The organism is Kaistella yananensis (assembly GCF_026107505.2).
GTDB lineage: Bacteria > Bacteroidota > Bacteroidia > Flavobacteriales > Weeksellaceae > Kaistella > Kaistella yananensis.
The window spans coordinates 172,799-194,176 of record NZ_JAPCHZ010000004.1 but is presented as its reverse complement, the minus strand read 5'-3'; the positions used below and the strand labels follow the sequence as shown (position 1 = coordinate 194,176).

The 21,378-nt window shown below is 39.2% G+C and carries 17 protein-coding genes and 1 pseudogene; 7 read left to right on the top strand and 11 right to left on the bottom strand.

The window, feature by feature from the left end:
- The first annotated feature begins 28 nt into the window (after positions 1-28).
- Positions 29-1,384, top strand: coding sequence for a chloride channel protein (locus tag OK344_RS07895; protein ID WP_265144285.1), 1,356 nt, complete (start codon positions 29-31; stop codon positions 1,382-1,384).
- A 48-nt stretch (positions 1,385-1,432) separates the two neighbouring features.
- Here the strand turns inward: OK344_RS07895 and OK344_RS07890 are convergent, their stop codons facing one another.
- The 4 genes and pseudogenes from OK344_RS07890 to OK344_RS07875 form a co-directional block, all read right to left on the bottom strand.
- Complete coding sequence (locus OK344_RS07890) at positions 1,433-2,953, bottom strand: FMN-binding glutamate synthase family protein (RefSeq protein ID WP_265144284.1); 1,521 nt, start codon at positions 2,951-2,953, stop codon at positions 1,433-1,435.
- Between the two features lie 102 nt (positions 2,954-3,055).
- Positions 3,056-5,383, bottom strand: coding sequence for a beta-glucosidase BglX (gene bglX / locus OK344_RS07885; RefSeq protein ID WP_265144283.1), 2,328 nt, complete (start codon positions 5,381-5,383; stop codon positions 3,056-3,058).
- Between the two features lie 6 nt (positions 5,384-5,389).
- Entirely contained in the window at positions 5,390-6,106 is a 717-nt protein-coding gene (locus tag OK344_RS07880) for a carboxylesterase family protein (protein WP_265144282.1), read from the bottom strand.
- Positions 6,106-7,143 (bottom strand): annotated as a pseudogene (locus OK344_RS07875) (glucoamylase family protein); the annotation flags it as partial. The pseudogene OK344_RS07875 and the gene OK344_RS07880, both read right to left, overlap by 1 nt.
- 331 nt (positions 7,144-7,474) lie before the next feature.
- Here OK344_RS07875 and OK344_RS07870 point away from each other — a divergent pair.
- The 3 genes from OK344_RS07870 to OK344_RS07860 all read left to right on the top strand — a co-directional run bounded on the left by OK344_RS07870 (position 7,475) and on the right by OK344_RS07860 (position 9,443).
- The gene (locus OK344_RS07870) at positions 7,475-8,158 is read left to right on the top strand and encodes a DUF4197 family protein (RefSeq protein WP_265144281.1); all 684 of its coding nucleotides are present in this window, start codon (positions 7,475-7,477) and stop codon (positions 8,156-8,158) included.
- Positions 8,159-8,225: 67 nt separating this feature from the next.
- Positions 8,226-8,534, top strand: coding sequence for a DUF493 domain-containing protein (locus OK344_RS07865; RefSeq protein WP_265144280.1), 309 nt, complete (start codon positions 8,226-8,228; stop codon positions 8,532-8,534).
- Between the two features lie 9 nt (positions 8,535-8,543).
- Positions 8,544-9,443 (top strand): TIGR01777 family oxidoreductase, encoded by a 900-nt coding sequence (locus tag OK344_RS07860; RefSeq protein ID WP_265144279.1) that lies wholly within the window; start codon positions 8,544-8,546, stop codon positions 9,441-9,443.
- 6 nt (positions 9,444-9,449) lie between these two features.
- Here the strand turns inward: OK344_RS07860 and OK344_RS07855 are convergent, their stop codons facing one another.
- The 4 genes from OK344_RS07855 to OK344_RS07840 form a co-directional block, all read right to left on the bottom strand.
- Positions 9,450-9,797, bottom strand: a complete 348-nt coding sequence (locus tag OK344_RS07855) for an ArsC/Spx/MgsR family protein (RefSeq protein WP_265144278.1) — start codon at positions 9,795-9,797, stop codon at positions 9,450-9,452.
- Positions 9,798-9,850: 53 nt separating this feature from the next.
- Positions 9,851-10,465: a deoxynucleoside kinase gene (locus OK344_RS07850; protein ID WP_088469344.1), complete on the bottom strand. Its 615-nt coding sequence runs from the start codon at positions 10,463-10,465 to the stop codon at positions 9,851-9,853.
- Between the two features lie 60 nt (positions 10,466-10,525).
- Entirely contained in the window at positions 10,526-11,290 is a 765-nt protein-coding gene (locus tag OK344_RS07845; protein WP_265144277.1) for a hypothetical protein, read from the bottom strand.
- A gap of 70 nt (positions 11,291-11,360) precedes the next feature.
- On the bottom strand, positions 11,361-12,383 hold the full coding sequence (locus OK344_RS07840) for a glutaminyl-peptide cyclotransferase (protein ID WP_265144276.1): 1,023 nt from the start codon (positions 12,381-12,383) through the stop codon (positions 11,361-11,363).
- A 155-nt stretch (positions 12,384-12,538) separates the two neighbouring features.
- Between OK344_RS07840 and OK344_RS07835 the strand changes: the two genes are divergently transcribed.
- Positions 12,539-14,152: a M1 family metallopeptidase gene (locus OK344_RS07835; protein WP_265144275.1), complete on the top strand. Its 1,614-nt coding sequence runs from the start codon at positions 12,539-12,541 to the stop codon at positions 14,150-14,152.
- Between the two features lie 87 nt (positions 14,153-14,239).
- Here the strand turns inward: OK344_RS07835 and OK344_RS07830 are convergent, their stop codons facing one another.
- The 3 genes from OK344_RS07830 to dacB all read right to left on the bottom strand — a co-directional run bounded on the left by OK344_RS07830 (position 14,240) and on the right by dacB (position 17,812).
- Positions 14,240-15,175: a hypothetical protein gene (locus OK344_RS07830; RefSeq protein WP_265144274.1), complete on the bottom strand. Its 936-nt coding sequence runs from the start codon at positions 15,173-15,175 to the stop codon at positions 14,240-14,242.
- Positions 15,176-15,254: 79 nt separating this feature from the next.
- Positions 15,255-16,424, bottom strand: coding sequence for a sensor histidine kinase (locus OK344_RS07825; RefSeq protein WP_265144273.1), 1,170 nt, complete (start codon positions 16,422-16,424; stop codon positions 15,255-15,257).
- Positions 16,425-16,438: 14 nt separating this feature from the next.
- Entirely contained in the window at positions 16,439-17,812 is a 1,374-nt protein-coding gene (gene dacB / locus OK344_RS07820) for a D-alanyl-D-alanine carboxypeptidase/D-alanyl-D-alanine endopeptidase (protein ID WP_265144272.1), read from the bottom strand.
- 175 nt (positions 17,813-17,987) lie between these two features.
- Here dacB and OK344_RS07815 point away from each other — a divergent pair, with 175 nt between their 5' ends.
- Positions 17,988-20,192, top strand: coding sequence for a RelA/SpoT family protein (locus OK344_RS07815; RefSeq protein WP_088469349.1), 2,205 nt, complete (start codon positions 17,988-17,990; stop codon positions 20,190-20,192).
- Positions 20,193-20,201: 9 nt separating this feature from the next.
- Entirely contained in the window at positions 20,202-21,374 is a 1,173-nt protein-coding gene (nhaA, locus tag OK344_RS07810; RefSeq protein WP_265144271.1) for a Na+/H+ antiporter NhaA, read from the top strand.
- Positions 21,375-21,378 lie beyond the last annotated feature (4 nt).

The following is a 21,378-nucleotide window of genomic DNA, read 5'->3' as shown; positions in this document are numbered from 1 at the left end:
ATTGAATATAAAATGATAAATTTGTTTAATGCACCCAATCTTTGTTTATCTGCGACACAGTATTAAAAAATCTTTTGATAACCTCCAAAATGAAAAACTGAAACATAATCTGCTGCAGGCGGTTCCGTTTTGGATCGGATCACTGATTACCGGAGTCTTAGCAGTAATGTACGCGAAACTTTTCACCTGGGGAGAAAAACTGATGAATTTTATTATCGATTGGAATGCGTGGATGATTTTCATTATCGCTCCTATTGGTTTCGTATTGTCCTGGTGGCTTGTAAAAGAATTTGCGCCATATTCAAAAGGTAGCGGAATTCCGCAGGTTATGGCTGCTGTAGAACTCGCTAACCCAAAAGAACATACCAAAATCCGTCATCTTTTAAGCCTGAAAATTATTTTATTCAAAATTTTATCGAGCGTGGCGTTGGTGATCGGTGGCGGAGCAGTGGGTCGTGAAGGTCCAACGATTCAAATTGCCGGTTCTGTATTCCGGAAAGTCAATGAATATTTGCCAGAATGGTGGCCAAAAATATCCAAAAAAAATATGATTATGACGGGTGCGGCGGCAGGTCTTTCGGCGGCATTCAATACGCCTCTTGGTGGAATTGTATTCGCTGTAGAAGAACTTTCTAAAACCCATATCAACTATTTCAAAACTGCACTTTTTACGGCGGTAATTATTGCAGGATTAACAGCGCAAACACTGGCAGGTTCTTATCTTTATCTGGGGTATCCTAAAACTGGCGATGTAAGTCTTATGGTGATGTTTCCTGTCATTTTGGTGGCGGGAATTTCAGGAATTTTAGCCAGTCAGCTTTCGGTTCTGATGCTCGCCATTAATTCATGGAAGAAAAGATTGAAAACAGACCGCAGCAACATTATCTTTCTTGTAATTTCTGCTTTAATTATAGCCTCTTTAGCATTTTTTGTAAATAGGGAGATTCTGGGTTCAGGAAAAGAAATTATGGAAAGAACGCTCTTCACCGATGATAAACATGAAGCGTGGTATATGCCCATTTTCAGAATGATTGGGCCGGCTTTGGCTTTCACTTCTGGTGGCGCAGGCGGAATCTTCGCACCCGCACTTTCAGCGGGAGCCAGTGTAGGATCTGTAATATCGGGCTGGATTCATTTAACACCCAACGAAACCAACGTGGTAATTTTGGGAGGAATGGTGGCATTTCTTACAGGAATTACACGAGCTCCATTTACCTCGGCAATTATTGTCCTCGAAATGACTGACAGACATTCGCTTATCTTCCATTTGATGCTTGCAGGCATGGTTTCTTCACTCATCTCTTTAATGGTAAGCAAGAGATCACTTTATGACGCTTTGAAAATATCTTATCTCGAAGAACTTCGCGTTGAACGGAAATCATAAAAAATTCCGGTAAAATTATTTACCGGACTTTTTCTAAATTTCACTTAATTAATAAGGTGTAGATTTATGCTTTACATTTCCCAAAATGTCCGGGAAATAAACATCCGACAGATGATCGAACTCATCGCCTCTCATAAACATTGTAGCATCCACCTCATCATAAGAATCTTTTCCGGCAGCTGCAATCAGCTCGTTGCAGGTATGAAGTGTATTTTTATGGAAATGATAAACTCGCTCGCTTTTATCCGTAACATCCAGCCCTTTAATAAGCATCTTGTCCTGAGTTGCAACTCCTGTAGGGCAGTTGTTTGTATTACATCGTAATGCCTGAATACAACCCAGCGCAAACATAAATCCACGCGCATTGTTGCACATATCTGCTCCCATTGCGATCGCTCGTAAAATATCAAGGGAAGTAAGAACTTTTCCGCTTGCAATTATCCTTACCTTATCGCGGAGGTTGAAATTTTTCAGTGTTGTGTTTACAAAAATCAAAGCGGGTTCCAGCGGCATCCCCACGCCGTCAGAAAATTCCGGAGGTGCGGCTCCTGTACCCCCTTCTGCGCCGTCAACAGTGATAAAATCCGGATAAATTTTAAGCACATTCATCTGTACGCATATATCTTCAAATTCTTTAGTATCACCAATACAAAGTTTAAATCCTACCGGTTTACCACCCGAAAGGTCTCTCAGCTGCTGAATAAATTTCAACAGTCCGGCCGCATCTGAAAACGCGGAATGGGAAGGTGGAGATATAATCGTCATTCCCGGACGTACATGGCGAATTGCAGCAATCTCGGGTGTGTTTTTAGCGCCTGGTAATACACCACCGTGGCCTGGTTTTGCTCCCTGTGAAATCTTGATTTCAATCATTTTCACATTAGGGATTGTCGCATTTTTAGTGAAAATTTCAGGGGAAAATTTCCCTTCCTCATCCCGACAACCGAAATATCCCGTACCGATCTGCCAGCATAAATCGCCGCCTTCCAGATGATAAGGTGAAATTCCACCCTCGCCTGTATTATGGTAAAAACCGCCTTTCTTTGCTCCTCTGTTCAGCGAGATCTGCGCTCTGTCACTAAGAGAGCCAAAACTCATGGCGGAAATATTAAAAAGTGAAGCGTGATATTTCTGGGTACACTGCTCACCGCCTACCCAAACTTTTGGCAATTCTTCTTTTGGTGATTTGGCGTAGATTGAATGTTTAATTCCCTCGTATTTCCTCTGATTAATCTCTAACTGAGTACCAAACGGTACGGTGTCGCTGATGTTCTTTGAACGGCGGTAAGCTGCAGAGCGCTGGTTTCTGGGGAAAGGTTTTCCATCGGTTTCCCGTTCGATGAAATACTGTTGCATTTCGGGTGAAATTCCTTCAAAGAAATATCTGAAATATCCCAGTACAGGGAAGTTACGGAGTATGGCATGTTTTGTCTGAAAACTGTTATAAATTCCCAAAGCATAAATTGCCGTTAATAAGATTGGAATCCAGTAGTGCGCTTTTATCAGCAAAGCAGTTACCCAAACCAAGATGAGGATGATGCTTCCCCACTTAATGAATTTGTCTCTCATTAGAATTTTTTTTATAAAAATTGACCTCAAATTTAACAATAATAAACCGACAAAAAAAACCGCTTTCATTTATATGAAAACGGCTTTAGCAGAGCGTATTTGCTACTTGCTCCAGTAAATTTTTGTATGCTGAACATCTGCCGAATTGGTGCCTATCATCACATCAAATTCGCCTTCTTCCCAATCATACTTCAGTGCGTTGTTATAAAACTTAAGGTCTTCCGGAGTAATGGTGAACGTTATTTTTTTGCTTTCTCCTTTTTTAAGGAAAACTTTCTCGAAGCCTTTCAGCTCTTTTACAGGTCTTGTGATACTTCCTACCATATCACGGATGTAAAGCTGTACCACTTCTGCCCCATCATAATTTCCGGAATTCTTTACAGTAACTGAAGCCTGAATAGACTGGTTTCCTTTTGGATTCGTATTTGAAACTGACATATCCGAATAGGTAAAATTTGTATAACTCAACCCATACCCGAAAGGATAAAGCGGTGTGTTGCATTCATCCATATAATTGGCGCGGAACCTGTCGTACTCACATTTAGCAGTTTTTTCTGCACTTAAGGGTCTGCCTGTATTTTTGTGATTGTAATAGATAGGAACCTGACCTAAACTTCTTGGGAACGTTACCGGCAACTTTCCTGAAGGGTTTATTTTCCCAAACAGTACATCTGAAATTGCATTACCTGCTTCCGTTCCGGCAAACCACACATTAAGGATCGCCTCAGGTAAGTCTTTCACATTGGTTAACGCTAAAGGTCTTCCGGTGAAAAGTACCATTGCGATCGGTTTTCCGGTTTTTTTGAGTTCATTGAGCAAATCAACCTGAGACTGCGGAATAGTGATTTCACTTCTGGATGATGATTCGCCGCTCATTTCAGCAGATTCGCCAATCGCAAGAACGATAACATCGGCTTTGTTTGCCACGTCTAAGGCTTCTTTCAGAATAACTTCTTTAGGGCGATTATCTCGGTCAGTCAGTTTTCCGTGGGCTGCGTAAATACTTTCAAGTTTCTCGCTGTAATCAATATTTGCACCTTTAGCAGAAATGAATTTCACTTCTTTGCCAAAATTATCCTGCAGACCTTTCATTAGAGAAATTGCATTGGCATGCTTTGCTCCCACACTCCAGGTTCCGGCCATATTGAGTGAATTATTCACTAACGGACCGATGACGGCAACGGTTCCGGATTTTTTCAAAGGCAGAACATTATTTTCATTTTTCAATAATACCATAGACTGGGCTGCGGTGTTTCTTGCAATATTTCGGTTTTCGAGACTGTTAACTTCTTTTGCTGCCAGTTTTACGTCTCCATATCGGTAAGGATCTTCAAAAAGTCCTAAATCATATTTTGCCTCCAGAACTCTTTTGGTGGCCTGATCGATTTCAGCCTGGGTTACTTTTCCTTCTGCTAAAGATTTTTTCAATGTTTTCAGAAAACCTTCGCCCACCATATCCATATCGATACCCGCTTTCAGCGACAGGGCAGAAACCTGCTGAAGATCACCCATTCCGTGATCAATCATCTCGTTAATTCCGGTGTAATCACTCACTACAAATCCATTGAAGCCCCATTTTTCACGTAATATTTCGGTTTGCAGCCATCTGTTTCCAGTTGCAGGAATTCCTTCAACTTCATTAAAGGAAGCCATTACCGTCCCTACACCGGCATCTACGGCCGCTTTATAAGGTGGAAAATATTCATTAAACATGCGTACCCGACCCATATCTACGGTATTATAATCCATTCCGCCTTCACCGGCACCGTAGAGTGCAAAATGTTTCACACAGGCCATAATGGTATTGCTGAGAGATAAATCTTTCCCCTGATAACCGTAAACCATATGTTTGGCAATTTCGCTGCCCAGATACGGATCTTCACCAGATCCTTCAGAAATTCTACCCCATCTCGGTTCGCGGGAAATGTCTGTCATGGGTGAGAATGTCCAGGAAATTCCGTCTGAAGAAGCTTCCCGCGCGGCCACTCTTGCAGACTGCTGAATTAAATTCATATCCCAAGATGCAGCCAGGCCTAACGGAATCGGAAAATTGGTTTCATAACCATGAATCACATCCATCCCGAAAATTAACGGAATTTTCAGACGGCTTTTTTCTACGGCAACTTTCTGTACGGCTCTTATTTTTTCGGCTCCTTTAATATTGAAAAGTCCGCCGACCAAACCATTTTCTATCTTCTTTCCGATATCAGAATTCTGTGCCTGCCCTGTTGTGAAATCCCCCGCACTGGGAAGATTGAGCTGACCAATTTTTTCGTCAAGAGTCATTTTCGCGAGCAGGGCATCAACAAAAGCCTTTTTCTTTGCATTGTACTGTACCGTCTGGTAAGACTGTACCGGTTTAGTCACCATTTCCTGGGCTAAAAAGCATGTTGAAAGTGCCATAGCAGCAACTAAAACTATTTTCTTCATAAACTTCTACTTTATATTATTTGAATTTTTTTGAGCCAGCATCCATTCATATAATTTTGGATTGGAATACGCAGAATCCCACGAGTTGTGATTATCATCCGGAAAAATGGTGAGCTCGATGTTTTTATTTACTTTTTTGATCGCCTGATAGATTTCTATTGCATTCATCGGAGACACAACATCATCATTGGCGCCATGAAAAATTTTCATGGATAAATCTTTGTACTGGGTAGCCCGCACTTTCATCAAACGGTCGACCGGCGGACAAACCGATACGACTGCCGAAAACAATTCCGGGTGTTCCATGGCAAGCTTCAATGAACCCCAACCTCCCATCGAGAGTCCTGTAAGCATGATTCTGGATTCATCGATTTTATATTTCTGCTGAATTTCTTTAATAAGATGATAAAGGGTTTCCGTGTCCCACCAAACTCCGTCGGGACATTGCGGCGCCAGAATAGCAACCGGTTCTTCGATTAAAGTTCTGTAGTTGAAAGGCCCGTTGGCTTTTACTTTTTCGAGATCAGTTCCGCGTTCGCCGGAACCGTGAAGAAAAACCATGAGCGGAACTTTGCCTTTTGTTTCTTTCGGATAATCTAAGATATAGGAGATTTTCTGAATCTTTTTTGTTTCTTTAATCATCTCAGCTTTAATCTCCTGACCTTTAAGATTAAGAGCAAAGCAACACGATACCGTAAACAGACATGTTAATAATATTTTCATTAAAAATTATATTTTGTGGATTTGAAATCGAGTTTCCTGAGACCGTTTTTAATTTCCGGAGCGTTCATGAATAATTTCCAAAGCAATCCGGTTCTGTAATTTTCGATCATGGGTGCAATGGTTCCCTGATCGATGGCCAGATATCTCGGTGTAAACCAATTGCCGTAGTGGATTGAAGTAGCGTCATAAGGCCCTGCTGAACCTATAAACTCAGGTTTTTCAGTATAAAGAAATCTTAAAACATTCATTGATTCTTTCGGAGTGTACGGAAAACTGCTGAGTGCGGCGGTTGGCGTAACAACACCGCGATCATTCTTAGGGTTATGGGCATCGTAACCCACTGTACCATCCTGATTTCTGGTATAACTCGCGGTGAATCCCCAATAATTCGGGCCATAACCTTTCCATTGCTTAGAGTTTTCGACACTGTAACTGTACTGAATCATGGCGTGGCTGCGGTTCAGATCAAAATAATTCTTCACCAATCTGTCGGATAATCCTGTAGGATCGAGGCCGAGGTAAGAATAATGCGCCCAAAACATAGGCCCGCCATACTCTTCGGCTCCGTTATGTTTTACGTAAAGCGGATAACCATATTTCTCTGCCGTGGTAGTATAAGTTCCGTTTCTAGTCCAGCCTTTGTAGAAAGTTTCGGCATCAATGGGATAAGTTGGTGAGGAAGCTGCGAGGATGTAAGTGACTAAAGTCTCATCGTAACCCTGAAGTTTATGATTCATTTCCCAGCCGTTTATGGGCGACCAATGCCAATACAAAACTTTTTCGCCGCCTTTGGTGTACCAGTTCCATTCTACTCCTTTCCAAAGTTCATCCATTTTTTTCGCCAGTTCTTTTTCTTCGGCATTACCATTTTTGAAATATTCGCGAACGGTGATAATTCCTTCAACAAGAAACGCGGTTTCTACAATGTCGCCACCGTTATCTTTTTTCCCGAAAGAAACTGTTTTTCCGTTCTCACCATCAAGCCAATGTGGCCAGGCGCCGTGATGTCTCTCGGCTTTCGCTAAAAAATCGGGTACCATACCCAATCATCACTACCTCTTCAATCTTTTGTTCCTTAACCACGGTATCCCGTGGAATTTCCTGTGCATTTACATTCATTCCGAAGTAAAATACCGCAATTAAACAAGGAAATTTTAAATTACTGTGTTTCATATAGTAGGTTTTTTTTGTAAAAATGTGTGTAGCAGATCACCTCGCGGGCTTATTATCTCAAAGTTAGAAAATATATTTAGAATTTGTTATCCCTCATAATATTTTTCAAAAATTGTTAATTAACGTTAACCTAAATTAGTATTATTGTTTGGCTTAATATTTGAAAATGATTGCATTATCATTAATTTTAATATCATGAGAAGAAATACAATATTGGTGGCAACTATGGCAGTTGCAACATTAGGAACAACGACCCAGTCTTGTTTGGCTCTTGCAACTTCAAGCGTAGGGTTGGCTGTTCTGAAACAGATACTTCTGGGAGGAATTACAAAAGGGCTCAATATTTTTAGCGATAAAGATAGCTTTATGGCTAACCAACTCATCGATGCCGCATTGCCTCAACAATTGAAAGATCTTAATAGTACTTTACAGAAATTAGGATTGAACAGCCTTGTTCAGAAAGAGAAACAATATATTGCTCAGGCTGCTGCATTTACAGTAGATGTGTCGAGACCGATTTTAGTAAATGCGGTTAACAGTTTAACTGCAGAAGATGCGGCCAGAATCGTACAGGGAGGAAGTGGCGCCGCAACTCAAATCCTGAAAGAAAGAACATCAGAGCAACTTATGGCCGCCATAGCACCAAAAGTTGACGCTAAACTGAATGAATTCGGGTTGGTGAGTTCGTTAAATTCAGCATTGCAGGGATCAAATATATTAGGAAACATTCTTGGTGGGCAAAATTCCACCAATTCACTCACCGGAGGAATCAGTAGATTTGCCTCGCAGCAGATGGTAAACGGATTGTTCAACATCATCGAAAACCATGAGCAGCAAAATGCAACGACTATTATGAACTCCCTGAATGGCATGAAATAAGGAAATAATACTTAATTTTGAATTCCGGTTTGCCCGGAATTTTTTTTAACATTAAAATTACAACGAGATGATTAATATAGTTGACAATCAGGAAAATGTGAACCCAGAGGATTTCTATGCCTCACTGAAAGAAAAACTCGAGGCTACTCACGACTTTCCTCAGGATTATCTTTTCAAATTTATAATCACCAACGAAGAATCGAAACAAACTGAAATTTACAGGGTTTTCGACAACGTGAAATACACCCTTTCAACCAAAGACAGCAAAAACGGAAAATATACTTCATTAACAATGAACGCATTTGTTTTGGATGCAGACCAGGTCATCAGCATTTACAAGGAAGTAGGTAAAATTTCAGGTGTAATGATGCTTTAATTGAATATCATGAATGTTTTAATCACAGGCGGAACCGGATTAATCGGTAAAAAACTGGTTCACAAACTACGGGAGCGAAATCATAATCCAAGAGTATTAACAAGGAAAAAAACCAATAATCCTGACGAATTCTACTGGAACAGTGATGAAAAATTCATCGATCCCAAGGCGTTTGAAAATCTGGATTCGATCATTCATCTTGCTGGTGCAAATATCAGCCAGAAATGGACTGCTGAGTATAAAAAAGAACTTTTCTCCAGTAGAATTGAAACTGCGAATCTGCTTAAAGACTATTGTTTACGCCAGAACGTTCGGATCAATTCATTTATCTCTGCTTCGGGAATTAACTATTACGGCACTTTTACTTCGGAAGAGATTTTAAAAGAAAGTGACGGAATTTTAAAACAAGATTTCCTTGCTAAACTTTGCGACGAATGGGAAAATGCTGCTGAAAATTTTTCATATTCCATTTCCCACAGAACTGTTTGTTTACGCACCGCAATGGTTCTGGCAAAAAATGGCGGTGCTTTTCCGATGCTGAAGAAAACGGTAGATTTTAATATAGGTTCCGCGGTGGGCTCAGGAAATCAATGGATGAACTGGATTCACGAAGATGATTTGGTAAACATGTACATTTTCGCTCTGGAAAACCCGGAAATCGAGGGAAAATTCAATGCAGTTGCTGATCAAATACCGACCAACGAAAATTTCATGAAAGCACTGGCAAAAACCTCCGGAAAGCTCTTTCTTCCGGTAAATGTTCCTTCGTTTGTTATGAAAGTGGCTTTCGGGGAGATGAGTTCTATTATTTTGGAAGGCACCCGTGCATCCAACAAAAAAATCAAATCGCTGGGATTTGATTTTAAGTTTTCAACGCCTGAACAAGCGTTTGAAGATTTAATAAAATAGTCTGAATTATTTTTCAATAAAAAACCTTACATTTTCGATAGGTCTTCCGACCATTGCTACAGAACCTTTAATAAGAATCGGCCTCTGGATCAACGAAGGATTTTCAACCAAGATTTTTACCCATTCGTCTTCACTGAAATCTTTCCCCATATAACGTTCCTGATAAAGCCTGTCGTTTTTTCTGATAAGTCCCTGTACATCTGTATTGAGCTTTTTCAGAAGCGTTTTAAGTTCAAGTTCGGTTAAGGGCGTTTCTATGAAATCGATAATTTCAAACGGTACGTTATTCTCATCCAAATGTTCCAGAATCGCTCTAGATTTAGAACACGTATTGTTGTGAAGTACTTTAATCATTGGTGGTTGAGTTGAAGGTTATAACATTTTTACATTCATCTCATGCCCTAAATCTAGAAAAGTCCGTGCATCTGGTTTTCAATTCTTTCCAGAATATAACCAAAATCTTCGGGCCTTTCCACGAAATCTAAATCATCAACTTCGATCACGAGAAGTTTACCCTCGTTGTAGGTCGATATCCATTTTTCGTACTTCTGGTTAAGCTTAGAAAGGTATTCGATAGAAATTGTAGCTTCGTAATCACGGCCTCTTTTATAAATTTTCTTTACCAGATTCGGAACATCAGACTTCAGATAAATCAGCAAATCCGGTGCCGAAACGAAACTTTTCATCAGATTAAATACTGACGTATAATTATTGAAATCCCGATCAGATAAAAGATTCATATCATACAGGTTTTCGGCGAAAATATGGGCATCTTCGTAAATCGTACGGTCCTGAACAATGTTTTTACCACTTTCGCGGATTTCTTTCACCTGGCGGAAACGGCTTCCTAGAAAATAAATCTGCAGGGCAAAACTCCACTTGCTCATATCTGCATAAAAATCCTCTAAATACGGGTTATGATCTACATCTTCGAACTGTGCATCCCAACCGTAATGTTTGGACAGCATGGTTGTTAAAGTTGTTTTTCCCGCGCCTATGTTTCCTGTAACCGCAATGTGCATTGTTAAAAATTGAATGATTAAAAAATGAACCGAAACGACTGAAAGTTTCCCTTCAGAACCTTATTTATTGAGCGGGTAAAGATAAAGTTTGTTGGCGTTGATTACAAAATACGCGGCAGAGTTTTTATCCACAATCTGCGAATTTTCAGCATTGAAAATTATTCCCAACATACGGTCCTGCAGAAAATAAATGGTGTTTTTTCCGATGACCAAAATATTCCCGTTTTCGCGTCTTAGGCGTTTGCCTTCAGTGAGAGGAAATTCAAACATTTTATTTCCGTTGAAATTATAAACTGACAATTGCGTTTTTGTAAGCAGATAAACCTGACTGTTAAAAACCAATATGTCGGTTACGTTTTCAAAATCGATATCAAAAGGATAGGAATTGATGATTTTATCTTCGCGGAAATTATACTGGATGAGGCGTTTTGTACTTTCATCGAGCAACCAGATCTGCTGCAAATCTTCGGCATACACCATTTTTATAAAACCAAATTTCTGCCGGAAATTTACAGTTTGAATTTCATTAAGATTCTGATCGTAAAATTTAAGTTCCTGTGCATTTTCGGAAAAAGACGCAATGCTTAAAGGATTCTGTACAGACTGAATTTTAAACGGCAGCGTGAGCATCAGTTTTCCTTTCTGCTGGCCAAGCGAATCATATTTTGTAAAACTGAAATCCTTGTTTTTGTAAAGATAAATATTGCCGTAATCGTCAACCAGCAAATCTTTTGCATCTTTGAGTTTTATAGAATCAAAAGCCAGGTTTTTCTGCGCAGAAACTGTACAGAAAAAAAATAAAAATATGAAATGGAATAATTTCAAAAAAATAGGTTTATCAAATTTATAAAAAATGACGTTCAGTGAACGTCATTTTCGATATTAAGTTTTCAGTTTACTTCATGGAAACTTCGTAAATTTTGTTCCAGTTTTTGCCGGTGACCAACATATTATCACCTTTGAAAGCAATACCATTCAAAACATCATCTGAATTGGTGGTATGCAGTTTTGCAATTTCAGTAAAATCAAATTTTCCAACGACTTCACCGTTTGCAGGATTTATTTTAAGAATAATAGGCTTCTGCCACACGTTGGCGTAAATAAAACCTTTGTGATATTCGAGTTCGTTCAGCTGGTCATAAGCTTCGGTATTACCGGCAACTGAAATATAACGCACAATTTTCGACGGATCTTTCACATCAAGAAAGTAAATATTCTTGGTTCCATCTGAAAGAATCAGATTTTTGTTATCGTAAGTTAAGCCCCAGCCTTCGCCGATTACGTTTGGATAAGCAAACTCGCTGATCAGGCTTAGGTCGCTTTTGTTATAGATAAAACCTTTTTTGGTTAACCATGTTAATTGATAAACTTTATCCCCTACAATGGTTAATCCTTCAGAAAAATATTCTTTGGGTTGCTTTGTGAAAACAATAGGAGTTGTACTTCCTAAAGTATATTTCAAAATTTGTGATGATCCTTGTTGTCCATCAGATTCATAAACCGTATTTCCTTCTAACTGAAAACCTTGTACAAAATTCTTGGGATCGTGCGGATATTCTTTTACAATTTCATAGTTCAATTTAGCTTCGGGAGTTTTAGCAAAAACATTAATCGTGGCGTCCTGCGTAATGATTTCGCCGTTCTTCTTTTTAATATTGAAAGTTACCGCGTTATCTCCCAGCGTGAAATATTCAGGATCGATCACCAGATTTGAGGTTTCTTTATCACCAAAACTTATCGAGATGCTTTCTGCATTTTCTGTCACATCTTTCGGCAGTGTCAAAGCGTCACCAAAATGGTAGCCTTTGCTCTCCATGGAAATGTTGTAGTCGTTTAAAGTATTGAGGACTTCTTTGTCTTTATTACAGGAAACCAAGATGGTAAAAGCAAAAACTGCGATAAGAGTTCTGATCTTCATGTGTGGATTTTTATTTTTAATTTCAAACTGTTGATTTGAATTGAATTATTTTTCAAAAATACTGAATTTTAACAACACAAAGCGAGCCAACAGTAAATTGGCCCTTTTACCATATTTAAAATAATTATATTTGTTCTATTAAGAAATTACTTTTCATGAAAAAATCATTTTCGTTGCTCATATTGGCTTCTGCAGCACTTTCTGCCCAAAATTTCAGTAAACAGGACACTTTAAAAGGTTCGGATACCATGTACAGAAACTTTTGGGATGTAAAAAAATATGAAATTTCTGTAGAACCGAATATTCAGAACAAATCGGTTTCGGGAACCAACAAAATAACCTTCGAAATCACAAAAGACATCAAAAATCCTGTTTTCCAGATTGATTTGCAGCAACCGATGCAGTATAAGATTATTGATTCTGATGAAAAACTCTGCAGCTCAAGACGCGACGGTGATTTTATCTTTATTGAAACTAAAAAAGAATACAAAAAAGGCGATACTCATTCGTTCACCATTCAGTATTACGGCAATCCCACAATTGCGAAAAATGCTCCCTGGGATGGTGGCTGGGTTTTCAAGCAGGATGATAACGGAAATCCTTTCGTAAGTGTTGCTCAGGAAGGCATCGGTACTTCGGTTTGGCTTCCGGTAAAAGACATCTGGAGCGATGAACCCGATCATGGGATTGTAATGAAAATCATTACGCCAAAAGATTTAGTTGGTGTTGGGAACGGACGGCTGATTGCGCAGACTTCAGAAAAAAACAAAAACACCTTCACCTGGGAAGTTAAAAACCCCATCAACGCCTACTCTATTGTTCCCAGCATCGGAAAGTATGTGAATTTTAAAGAAACTTACGATGGCGAAAAGGGAAAACTGGATCTTGATTATTGGGTTTTAGATTACAATCTCGATAAAGCTAAAAAACAGTTTACGCAGGTAAAACCGATGATGAAAGCATTCGAATATTGGTTTGGGCCTTATCCTTTCTACGAAGATGCTTACAAACTGGTAGAAACTCCGTATCTGGGGATGGAACATCAGAGCAATGTAGCCTATGGAAACAAATACAAAAACGGTTATTTGGGGAGAGATCTGTCCGGAACCGGAGTCGGTTTGAACTGGGATTTCATTATTATTCACGAAACGGGCCATGAATGGTTTGCCAATAACATCACCGCAAAAGATCAAGCTGATATGTGGGTTCACGAAGGATTCACGAGCTATTCTGAAACACTTTTCACTGAAAATTATATGGATAAAAACTCAGCTGAAAAATACGTTCAGGGCATCCGCCATAATATTAAAAACGACATCCCCATCATCGGTCAGTATGGAGTAAGAAATGAAGGAAGCGGCGATATGTATTACAAAGGCGCAAATATGCTGCACACCATTCGCCAGGTAATAAATGATGATGAAAAATTCAGACAGATTCTAAGAGGACTGAACAAAGATTTTTATCACCAGACCGTTACCACACAACAGGTTGAAAATTATATTTCACAGAAATCAGGCATTGATTTTTCACCGGTTTTCAATCAGTATTTACGGACTACTAAAATTCCGGTCTTAGAATATTCCCAAAAAGGAAATGCGTTGAAATTCCGTTACAGCAATGTAATCGAGAAATTTTCAATGCCGTTGCGTCTGAAGAGCAACCAGCTTTTAAATCCGACTTCCGCCTGGCAAACAGTTACATTAAAGGATGCCAATCCTGTGGAATTTGACGCGAATTATTATGTAAATTATTTACAGTTAAATTAAAAAGTTTCGGCGCCTGCGGCGCCGAAACTTGTTTTAAACATTCTTATAATTCTTCAGAAACAATTTTAGTTCAGAAAAATCTAACTTTTAATTACAATTCAGCATATCCGATAACATGAGTCTTTGGCTGGAAGTATTGGCAGGTACCGCAACCTGATCCGAAGGAATAAAACTCACCGACGTCAAGTTCTCTGGAACAAATATTTTTACTGTCATTTCTCTGTAGCCGTGAGGTTCGTACGCTACCCAATATCCGTCCGGATGCAGTCCCCATGTTCCGTACTGAATTGCAGATTTTTCAGGGTTAACGCCTGAGATCATGGCAAGTCTTTCAAGGTCAGCATAACTTGAAGAAGATGAACTGAAGAAATTCCGTATTTTATTTTCAGCATCCAGCGCGATCTGTACAGGCTGCGGAAGATTACTTTTAGCCTTACTCATTATATCTGCCGGTATAAAATCCAAGCCCATTTTAGATAATTTCAGCAACTGATCTTTGCTTAAAAGTCTGGCGGCAACCAGTTTACTTTCGGTATTCAGGTTTTTAAAGCTCGATTTAGCAATTACCGCCCACACCAGAGACTGCACCTGTTCCTGGGGAATATCCTGATGATTGTACCAATTTTTCACCAAAGCATTGATGATTTCTTCTTTAGGACCTTTTAGAGGAGCAAAAAGGTAACCGTCGCCTTTGCTTGGTGCGTAAGTTCCGGCCTTAAGACAAAAACTTTTCAGTTGAATCTGATAATAACCTGGGGTAAGAACATAACCGGTATCCTTATTAAAAGACTCGCGGCAGAGACTTACAAAATTCTTGCCCGATGCAAATTCGGGTTGCTTTATATCCACAGTGTTACAATCTTTAAAATTGGTTGTAATAGCTTCTGTCGTGATTGCATTTACTACTTTGTCACCTGCAAAAGACATGGTTTTGTCTTTTACTTTGTCTTTAATCATGTTTAAAATCTGGGCGTTTCCCAGCGTAGCTGTAACAATGAACAGCGTGAGCATAATTTTTTTCATTTCCATGGTTTTTTGTACCACGAAATTAAGAAATAGTTGGCAATTATACATCACCGAACTTTACATTATAAAGTTATGGTTAACTGTTTTTCATGATAATTCGGAAAGTAGTTCCCTTCCCTACTTCACTGTGTGCGATTTTTATATCGCCGCGGTGATATTCTTTAATCACCCTTTTCGCCAGCGAAAGTCCAAGACCCCAGCCGCGTTTTTTGGTGGAATATCCCGCTTTGAAAGCATTCGCTGCCTGGTAATTTGTCATTCCGGAACCGGTGTCTTTAAAATCGATTACAATATGGTTATTTTTTTCGTAGAGATCAATCTCCAGATTACCTTCACCTTTCATAGAATCCACGGCATTTTTAACGATATTTTCGATGACCCAGCTCAACAGGATTCTGTTGTGCGGAATAAGCAGCTGATGTTTCGGCAATACCAGCATAAAACGGACTTTAGACGAAATTCTGGATTTCAGATAATTGTAATTTTGCTGTAAAGTTTCATTGATGTTAAGGTCATTAAGCTCCGGAACCGAACCGATTTTTGAAAATCTTTCGGATATGGTTTTCAGCCGGTTAATGTCGTTCTCAATCTCTTTTACACCCTGGCTGTTTTCATTTTCCATCCGAAGAATTTCAATCCAGCCAATCATTGATGACAGCGGCGTTCCGATCTGGTGCGCAGTTTCTTTTGCCAAACCGGCCCAAACGTAACCTTCGTCGGTTTTTTTAATGGTTCTGAGAAACCAGAATGAAAACGAAATATAAGCTACAACAAGTAATCCCAGGATATAGGGCGTGTACCGTAAATTATTAAGAAGTTTGGAATTTGTGTAAAAAACGTACTGGTTATTCCCATCCGGCATCTGTAATTCAATCGGTTTGTACGAGTTCTCCATATTTTGAAGAAGCGAACGCATTTTTTGGGGATCTTTCGCAACATTCTCCGGAATATTCCGTTGAAAATCTGGGCCGAGCGGTTTTTTATTACGGTCGGTTACAATAACCGGAATTGTATTGTTGGTATTGTTGATTTGAAAAATCAATTCCAGTGTGTTGGGATCTACAATAATTTCTTCCTGCTGCTGAAATTTTATTGCGGTTGCAAAAAGCTCGATTCTTTTAATTTCTTCTTTTCTCAGGTAATTGATGAGAATAACCGAAGCCACCACTACGCCCGTCACCGCAAGTGTGAGCAGAATGTAAATAACCCAGTTGTTGATTTTCGAGAGAAAGCTTCTGCGTTTCATTTTAAATTTTTAGGTTACTTTAAAACATTTAAAACTTTATACAGTGCATCACTCAGGTTTGAACTCTGATAATTATTAATAATGATCGCAAAAACATACTTCTTGCCGTCTTTGGAAGTATGATAACCTGCAAAAGATTTGGTGTCTTTCATGGTGCCGCTTTTCATTTTCATACCATTGGCCTGGGTAGGAAATCCTTCAAAAAACTCATTAAACCAAGTCTGTTTTCGGCTCCAAAGCAGGGCCTGAACTTCTGCTCTTGCGGAGACATAATTCTGAGGCGAAAGACCGCTTCCATCAGCGAAATTAATCATTGCCGGGTTAATTCCTTTACCTTTCCAGAATTCTTTCAGATAAGTGATTCCTGCCTCAAAACTTCCCTGATTTTTCTTCTCTTTTCCTAAAGTTTTAATTAAAGTTTCACCATAAAGATTTACACTTTTGCGCATAAACCAATACACAATTTTATCAAGAGTCGGAGATTTGTGCTCGAAAATAACCGTATTTTTTGGCGCAGTGAGAATTTTTTCACCATTAATTCTCTGCATGGAAGTTGAATTAACTTTTCCGCTAAAACTAATGCCTGAATCCTGCAGCCATTTTTTTATTTCTGTACCTAATGTTAATGGCGGATTGGGTGTTGCACCGGAAACCGTTATTGCTTTGGCAGGAAGTGTTCCGTTAATCAGCGCTACATCCGAATAAGGTGCGGTAAAAATCAGGCTTTGATCGGAAGTTCCGCCCGTTTTCAGGTCGTTAACCCAGTTTACATTAGGAAGATCAACATTCAAACCTTTCATTTCCTTCCCGTTCATACTTATGTCGAACTGGTTTTCTCGCCAGTTCACGCTCCAAACTCCGGCTCCGTAATAATTCCCCAAATCATTCCAAGGCCAGCCGCCAGGAACCGTCTGAAAATCAAAATAAGAATCATCAATAATTAAATCTCCTGAAATCTTCGAGATTCCTTTTTGTTTTAAAGCTGCCAGAAATTTCTGTCTGAAGTTTTCAGGTTTGTAATTTTCGTATCTCCAGCTTCCTAACGTGGGATCACCATTGGAATGGACATAGAGATTTCCCGACAGATTTCCTCCAGAAATATCTCCGGAATAAGAAGCCGTGGTAGTGTACTGATAATTTTTTCCTAAAGTTTCCAAAGCAGTTGCAGCTGTAAAAATCTTTTGAGTAGATGCAGATGAAAGTCCGCGGTCGCCGTTATGTTCATAAATGAAATTTCCGTCTTCATCTGCAACATATACCGATAAATTGGCAGCGTATGCAGAAGCTGAATTAAGCAGATTTTTTGTTGCAACATCTAATTTCTGGGCAATATTTTGCGCCAAAAAAGTCTGTGAACTGAGCAGAAGTATGGCAATGAGTCGGGTCATTTTCCTTTTTATTTTCAAATATAACGAAATAATCCTTTTTATTATGAACAGAGAGTAATAGATTTGGTATTTAAAATTTATACGATTTAAGGTTTATCTATGGCTTTTTTTCAATAAACAGCCCAATAATTATGCATTTTTACTTATTTTCGTAGCTCTTAAACAGTTTTGTTACATGGTATACGATTTAGAACAGGAAAATAAGGAAATTCTCGCGCGTTACAGGGATTTAATTTCCAACACTTACCGGACTCTGGATGAGGAACAGAACAAAGTTATCCGGAAAGCGTTCGATATTGCCCTGGATGCGCACAAAGACCAGCGCCGCAAAACCGGTGAGCCTTACATTTATCACCCCATCGAGGTAGCAAAAATTGTCGCCAACGAAATCGGTTTGGGAGCCACTTCTATAGCTTGTGCGTTGCTTCACGACGTCATCGAAGATTCGGAATACACTTATGAAGACATCAAAAAAATATTTGGAACAAAAATAGCAGATATCGTCAACGGACTCACGAAAATTTCGGTGATGAACCACCAGAATATTTCGATTCAGTCTGAAAACTACCGTAAACTGCTACTTACCCTTTCGGAAGATTTCCGGGTCATTCTCATTAAAATTGCCGACCGGCTTCACAATATGCGGACGCTGGAAAGCATGGCGCCGGATAAACAGAAAAAAATCGCGTCGGAGACAGTATATATCTACGCTCCTTTGGCTCACAGGCTAGGTTTTTACAACATTAAATCTGAACTCGAGGATTTATCTTTAAAGTTTAATAATCCCGATGTATATTTTGATATTGCAGAGCGCCTTGAATTAGCCAAGGAAAACCGCGAAAAATACATTGAGGAATTTAAAAAAGAAGTTTCTGAACAACTGCTGGACGAAGGGTTGAATTTCTCGATTAAAGGCCGTGCAAAAGCAATCTCTTCGATTTACCGCAAGATGCTGAAGCAGAATGTAACTTTTGATGAAGTTTTCGACAATTACGCGATCCGGATTATTTATAAATCGGATGCTAAAAATGAGAAATTCCTTGCCTGGAAAATCTATTCTATCGTAACCGACCTTTATCACAGCAATCCCCAACGGATGCGCGACTGGATTTCGCAGCCGCGTTCTACAGGTTACGAAAGTCTGCATTTAACGGTTTTGGGACCCGATAAAAAGTGGATCGAAGTACAAATCCGTTCCGAAAGAATGGATGATATTGCTGAAAAAGGCGTTGCCGCGCATTATAAATATAAAGAAGGCTTCAGTAAAAACAGCGACGAAAAAAACTTCGACACCTGGGTTACGGAAATCCGTGAGGTATTAGAAAATCAACAATCGCTTACCACGACAGAACTTTTAGATAATATTAAACTCAATCTTTATTCGAAAGAAGTTTTTGTTTTTACGCCGAAAGGCGAAATTAAAATTCTGCCCATTGGCTCTACTGCACTCGATTTTGCATTTTCGGTTCACTCAGATTTAGGAACAAAATGTCTGGGCGCAAAAGTTAACGGAAAACTGGTTCCCATTTCTTATGTACTTCAAAACGGCGATCAGGTAGATATTCTCTCGTCCCAGAACCAGAAACCAAAATCCGACTGGCTCGATTTTGTGGTTACTTCTAAAGCGAAATCGAAAATTAAAGCGATTTTAAATTCAGAAAAAAATCAGTTGGTAGAAGAAGGCAAAGAAATTCTTCAGAGAAAAATGCGCCACGCAAAACTGAATTTCAATGATGAGGAAATCAATAAAATGCAGAAATTCTTTAATCTGAAAACTTCTCAGGAGTTGTTTCTGAGCTTCCAGAACGGAAATCTGGATATTGGTGATATTAAGAAGTACACTGAAGGCAAAGGTCTTTTCAGCAATTTAATTCAACGGTTCCGAAAATCGCCTACAAAAAACACAGAGTTTACCGAAATACCCGACACTAATCTGGATCTTATTGTTTTTGGTAAAGATGAAGAAAAGATGAATTATTCTTTTGCGAAATGCTGTACGGTGATTCCGGGTGACAAAATTTTCGGTTTCATTACGATTTCTGACGGAATTAAAGTTCATAACGATGGCTGCCCTAATGCCATAAACCTGCGTGCACAATACGATTACCGGGTTTTACCTGCAAAATGGGTGAACGAAGAAAGCTTCAAAAACAGAATTAAAATTGAAATCGAAGGACTCGACAGGATGGGGATGATTAACGACATCACAGCCGTGATTAGTAACTCCATGAACATGGACATGAAAAGTATGTCCATAGAATCCAACAACGGTATTTTCCTCGGCAACATCAACCTCGAAGTCCGGAACAAAAACCAGCTGGAAGAAACCTTCAAACAGCTGAAAAACATCAATGGAGTTTCCCGCGTTAAACGTCTTTAAAAAAAATTTATGGTTATTACTGATTATTTTAGAAAATTTATTCACAACTCCCAATCTTCAGGGATTTTACTTATTATCTGCGTTGCTGTTTCACTTCTGATCGCAAATTCGTCACTGGGCCCTGCGTTCCAGAATTTGCTTGATACTAAAATTGGGACCGAAATGTTCGACCTTAATTACTCTGTTAGTATTTGGATTAATGATGGTTTAATGGCGATATTCTTTCTGCTTGTGGGTCTGGAAATTAAGCGGGAAATTGTAGAAGGTGAGCTCTCCAGTCTGAAAAACGCCTCCCTGCCCATCGTAGCTGCGGTGGGAGGAATGGTAGTGCCTGCATTGATTTATTTTTTCTTCAATAACGGTACAGAATATGCAAACGGATGGGCAATTCCAATGGCGACGGATATTGCATTTTCTTTGGCAATTATTTCGCTCCTCGGAAAAAGCGTGCCTGTTTCTTTAAAGATTTTTCTTACTGCATTGGCAATTGTTGATGATTTAGGAGCCATTATGGTAATTGCAATTTTCTACACAGACCAGATTCATTGGACTTATTTAGCTTTAAGTGCTTTGATGGTGCTGTTTTTGGCACTTTTGAATTTCTTTAATTTCAAAAAACATATCTTTTATCTTATTCCCGGAATTTTGCTGTGGTATTTTATGCACCATTCCGGCATTCATGCGACTATTGCAGGGGTTTTACTGGCCTTTACAATTCCTACGAATGTTTCTGCAACCGAAATCTCGCCTCTGGAAAAACTCGAACAGAAACTTCATCTTCCCGTGAGTTTTCTGATTATGCCGCTTTTTGCGCTGGCGAATACCAATATCACTTTTAAAACCGGAATGGTTGACGGACTTTTCAGCAGTTTGGGTTATGGAATTATCCTTGGCCTTTTTCTAGGCAAGCTGATTGGAATTAATTTATTCTCCTATATTTTTATCAAACTTAAAATCAGCAGTTTACCGTATAAAAGTACATGGCCGCAAATGCTGGGAACCGGTCTTCTCGCGGGAATTGGTTTCACCATGTCGATCTTCATCGCCCTGCTTTCATTTAAAGGACATTCAGAAATTCAGGACGAGGCCAAATTTGCCATTCTTATTGCATCGCTTATTTCAGGAATTTCAGGTTATCTGATCTTGAAAAATTTCCGGAAAACAACTCTTGATCAGGATTAAAATC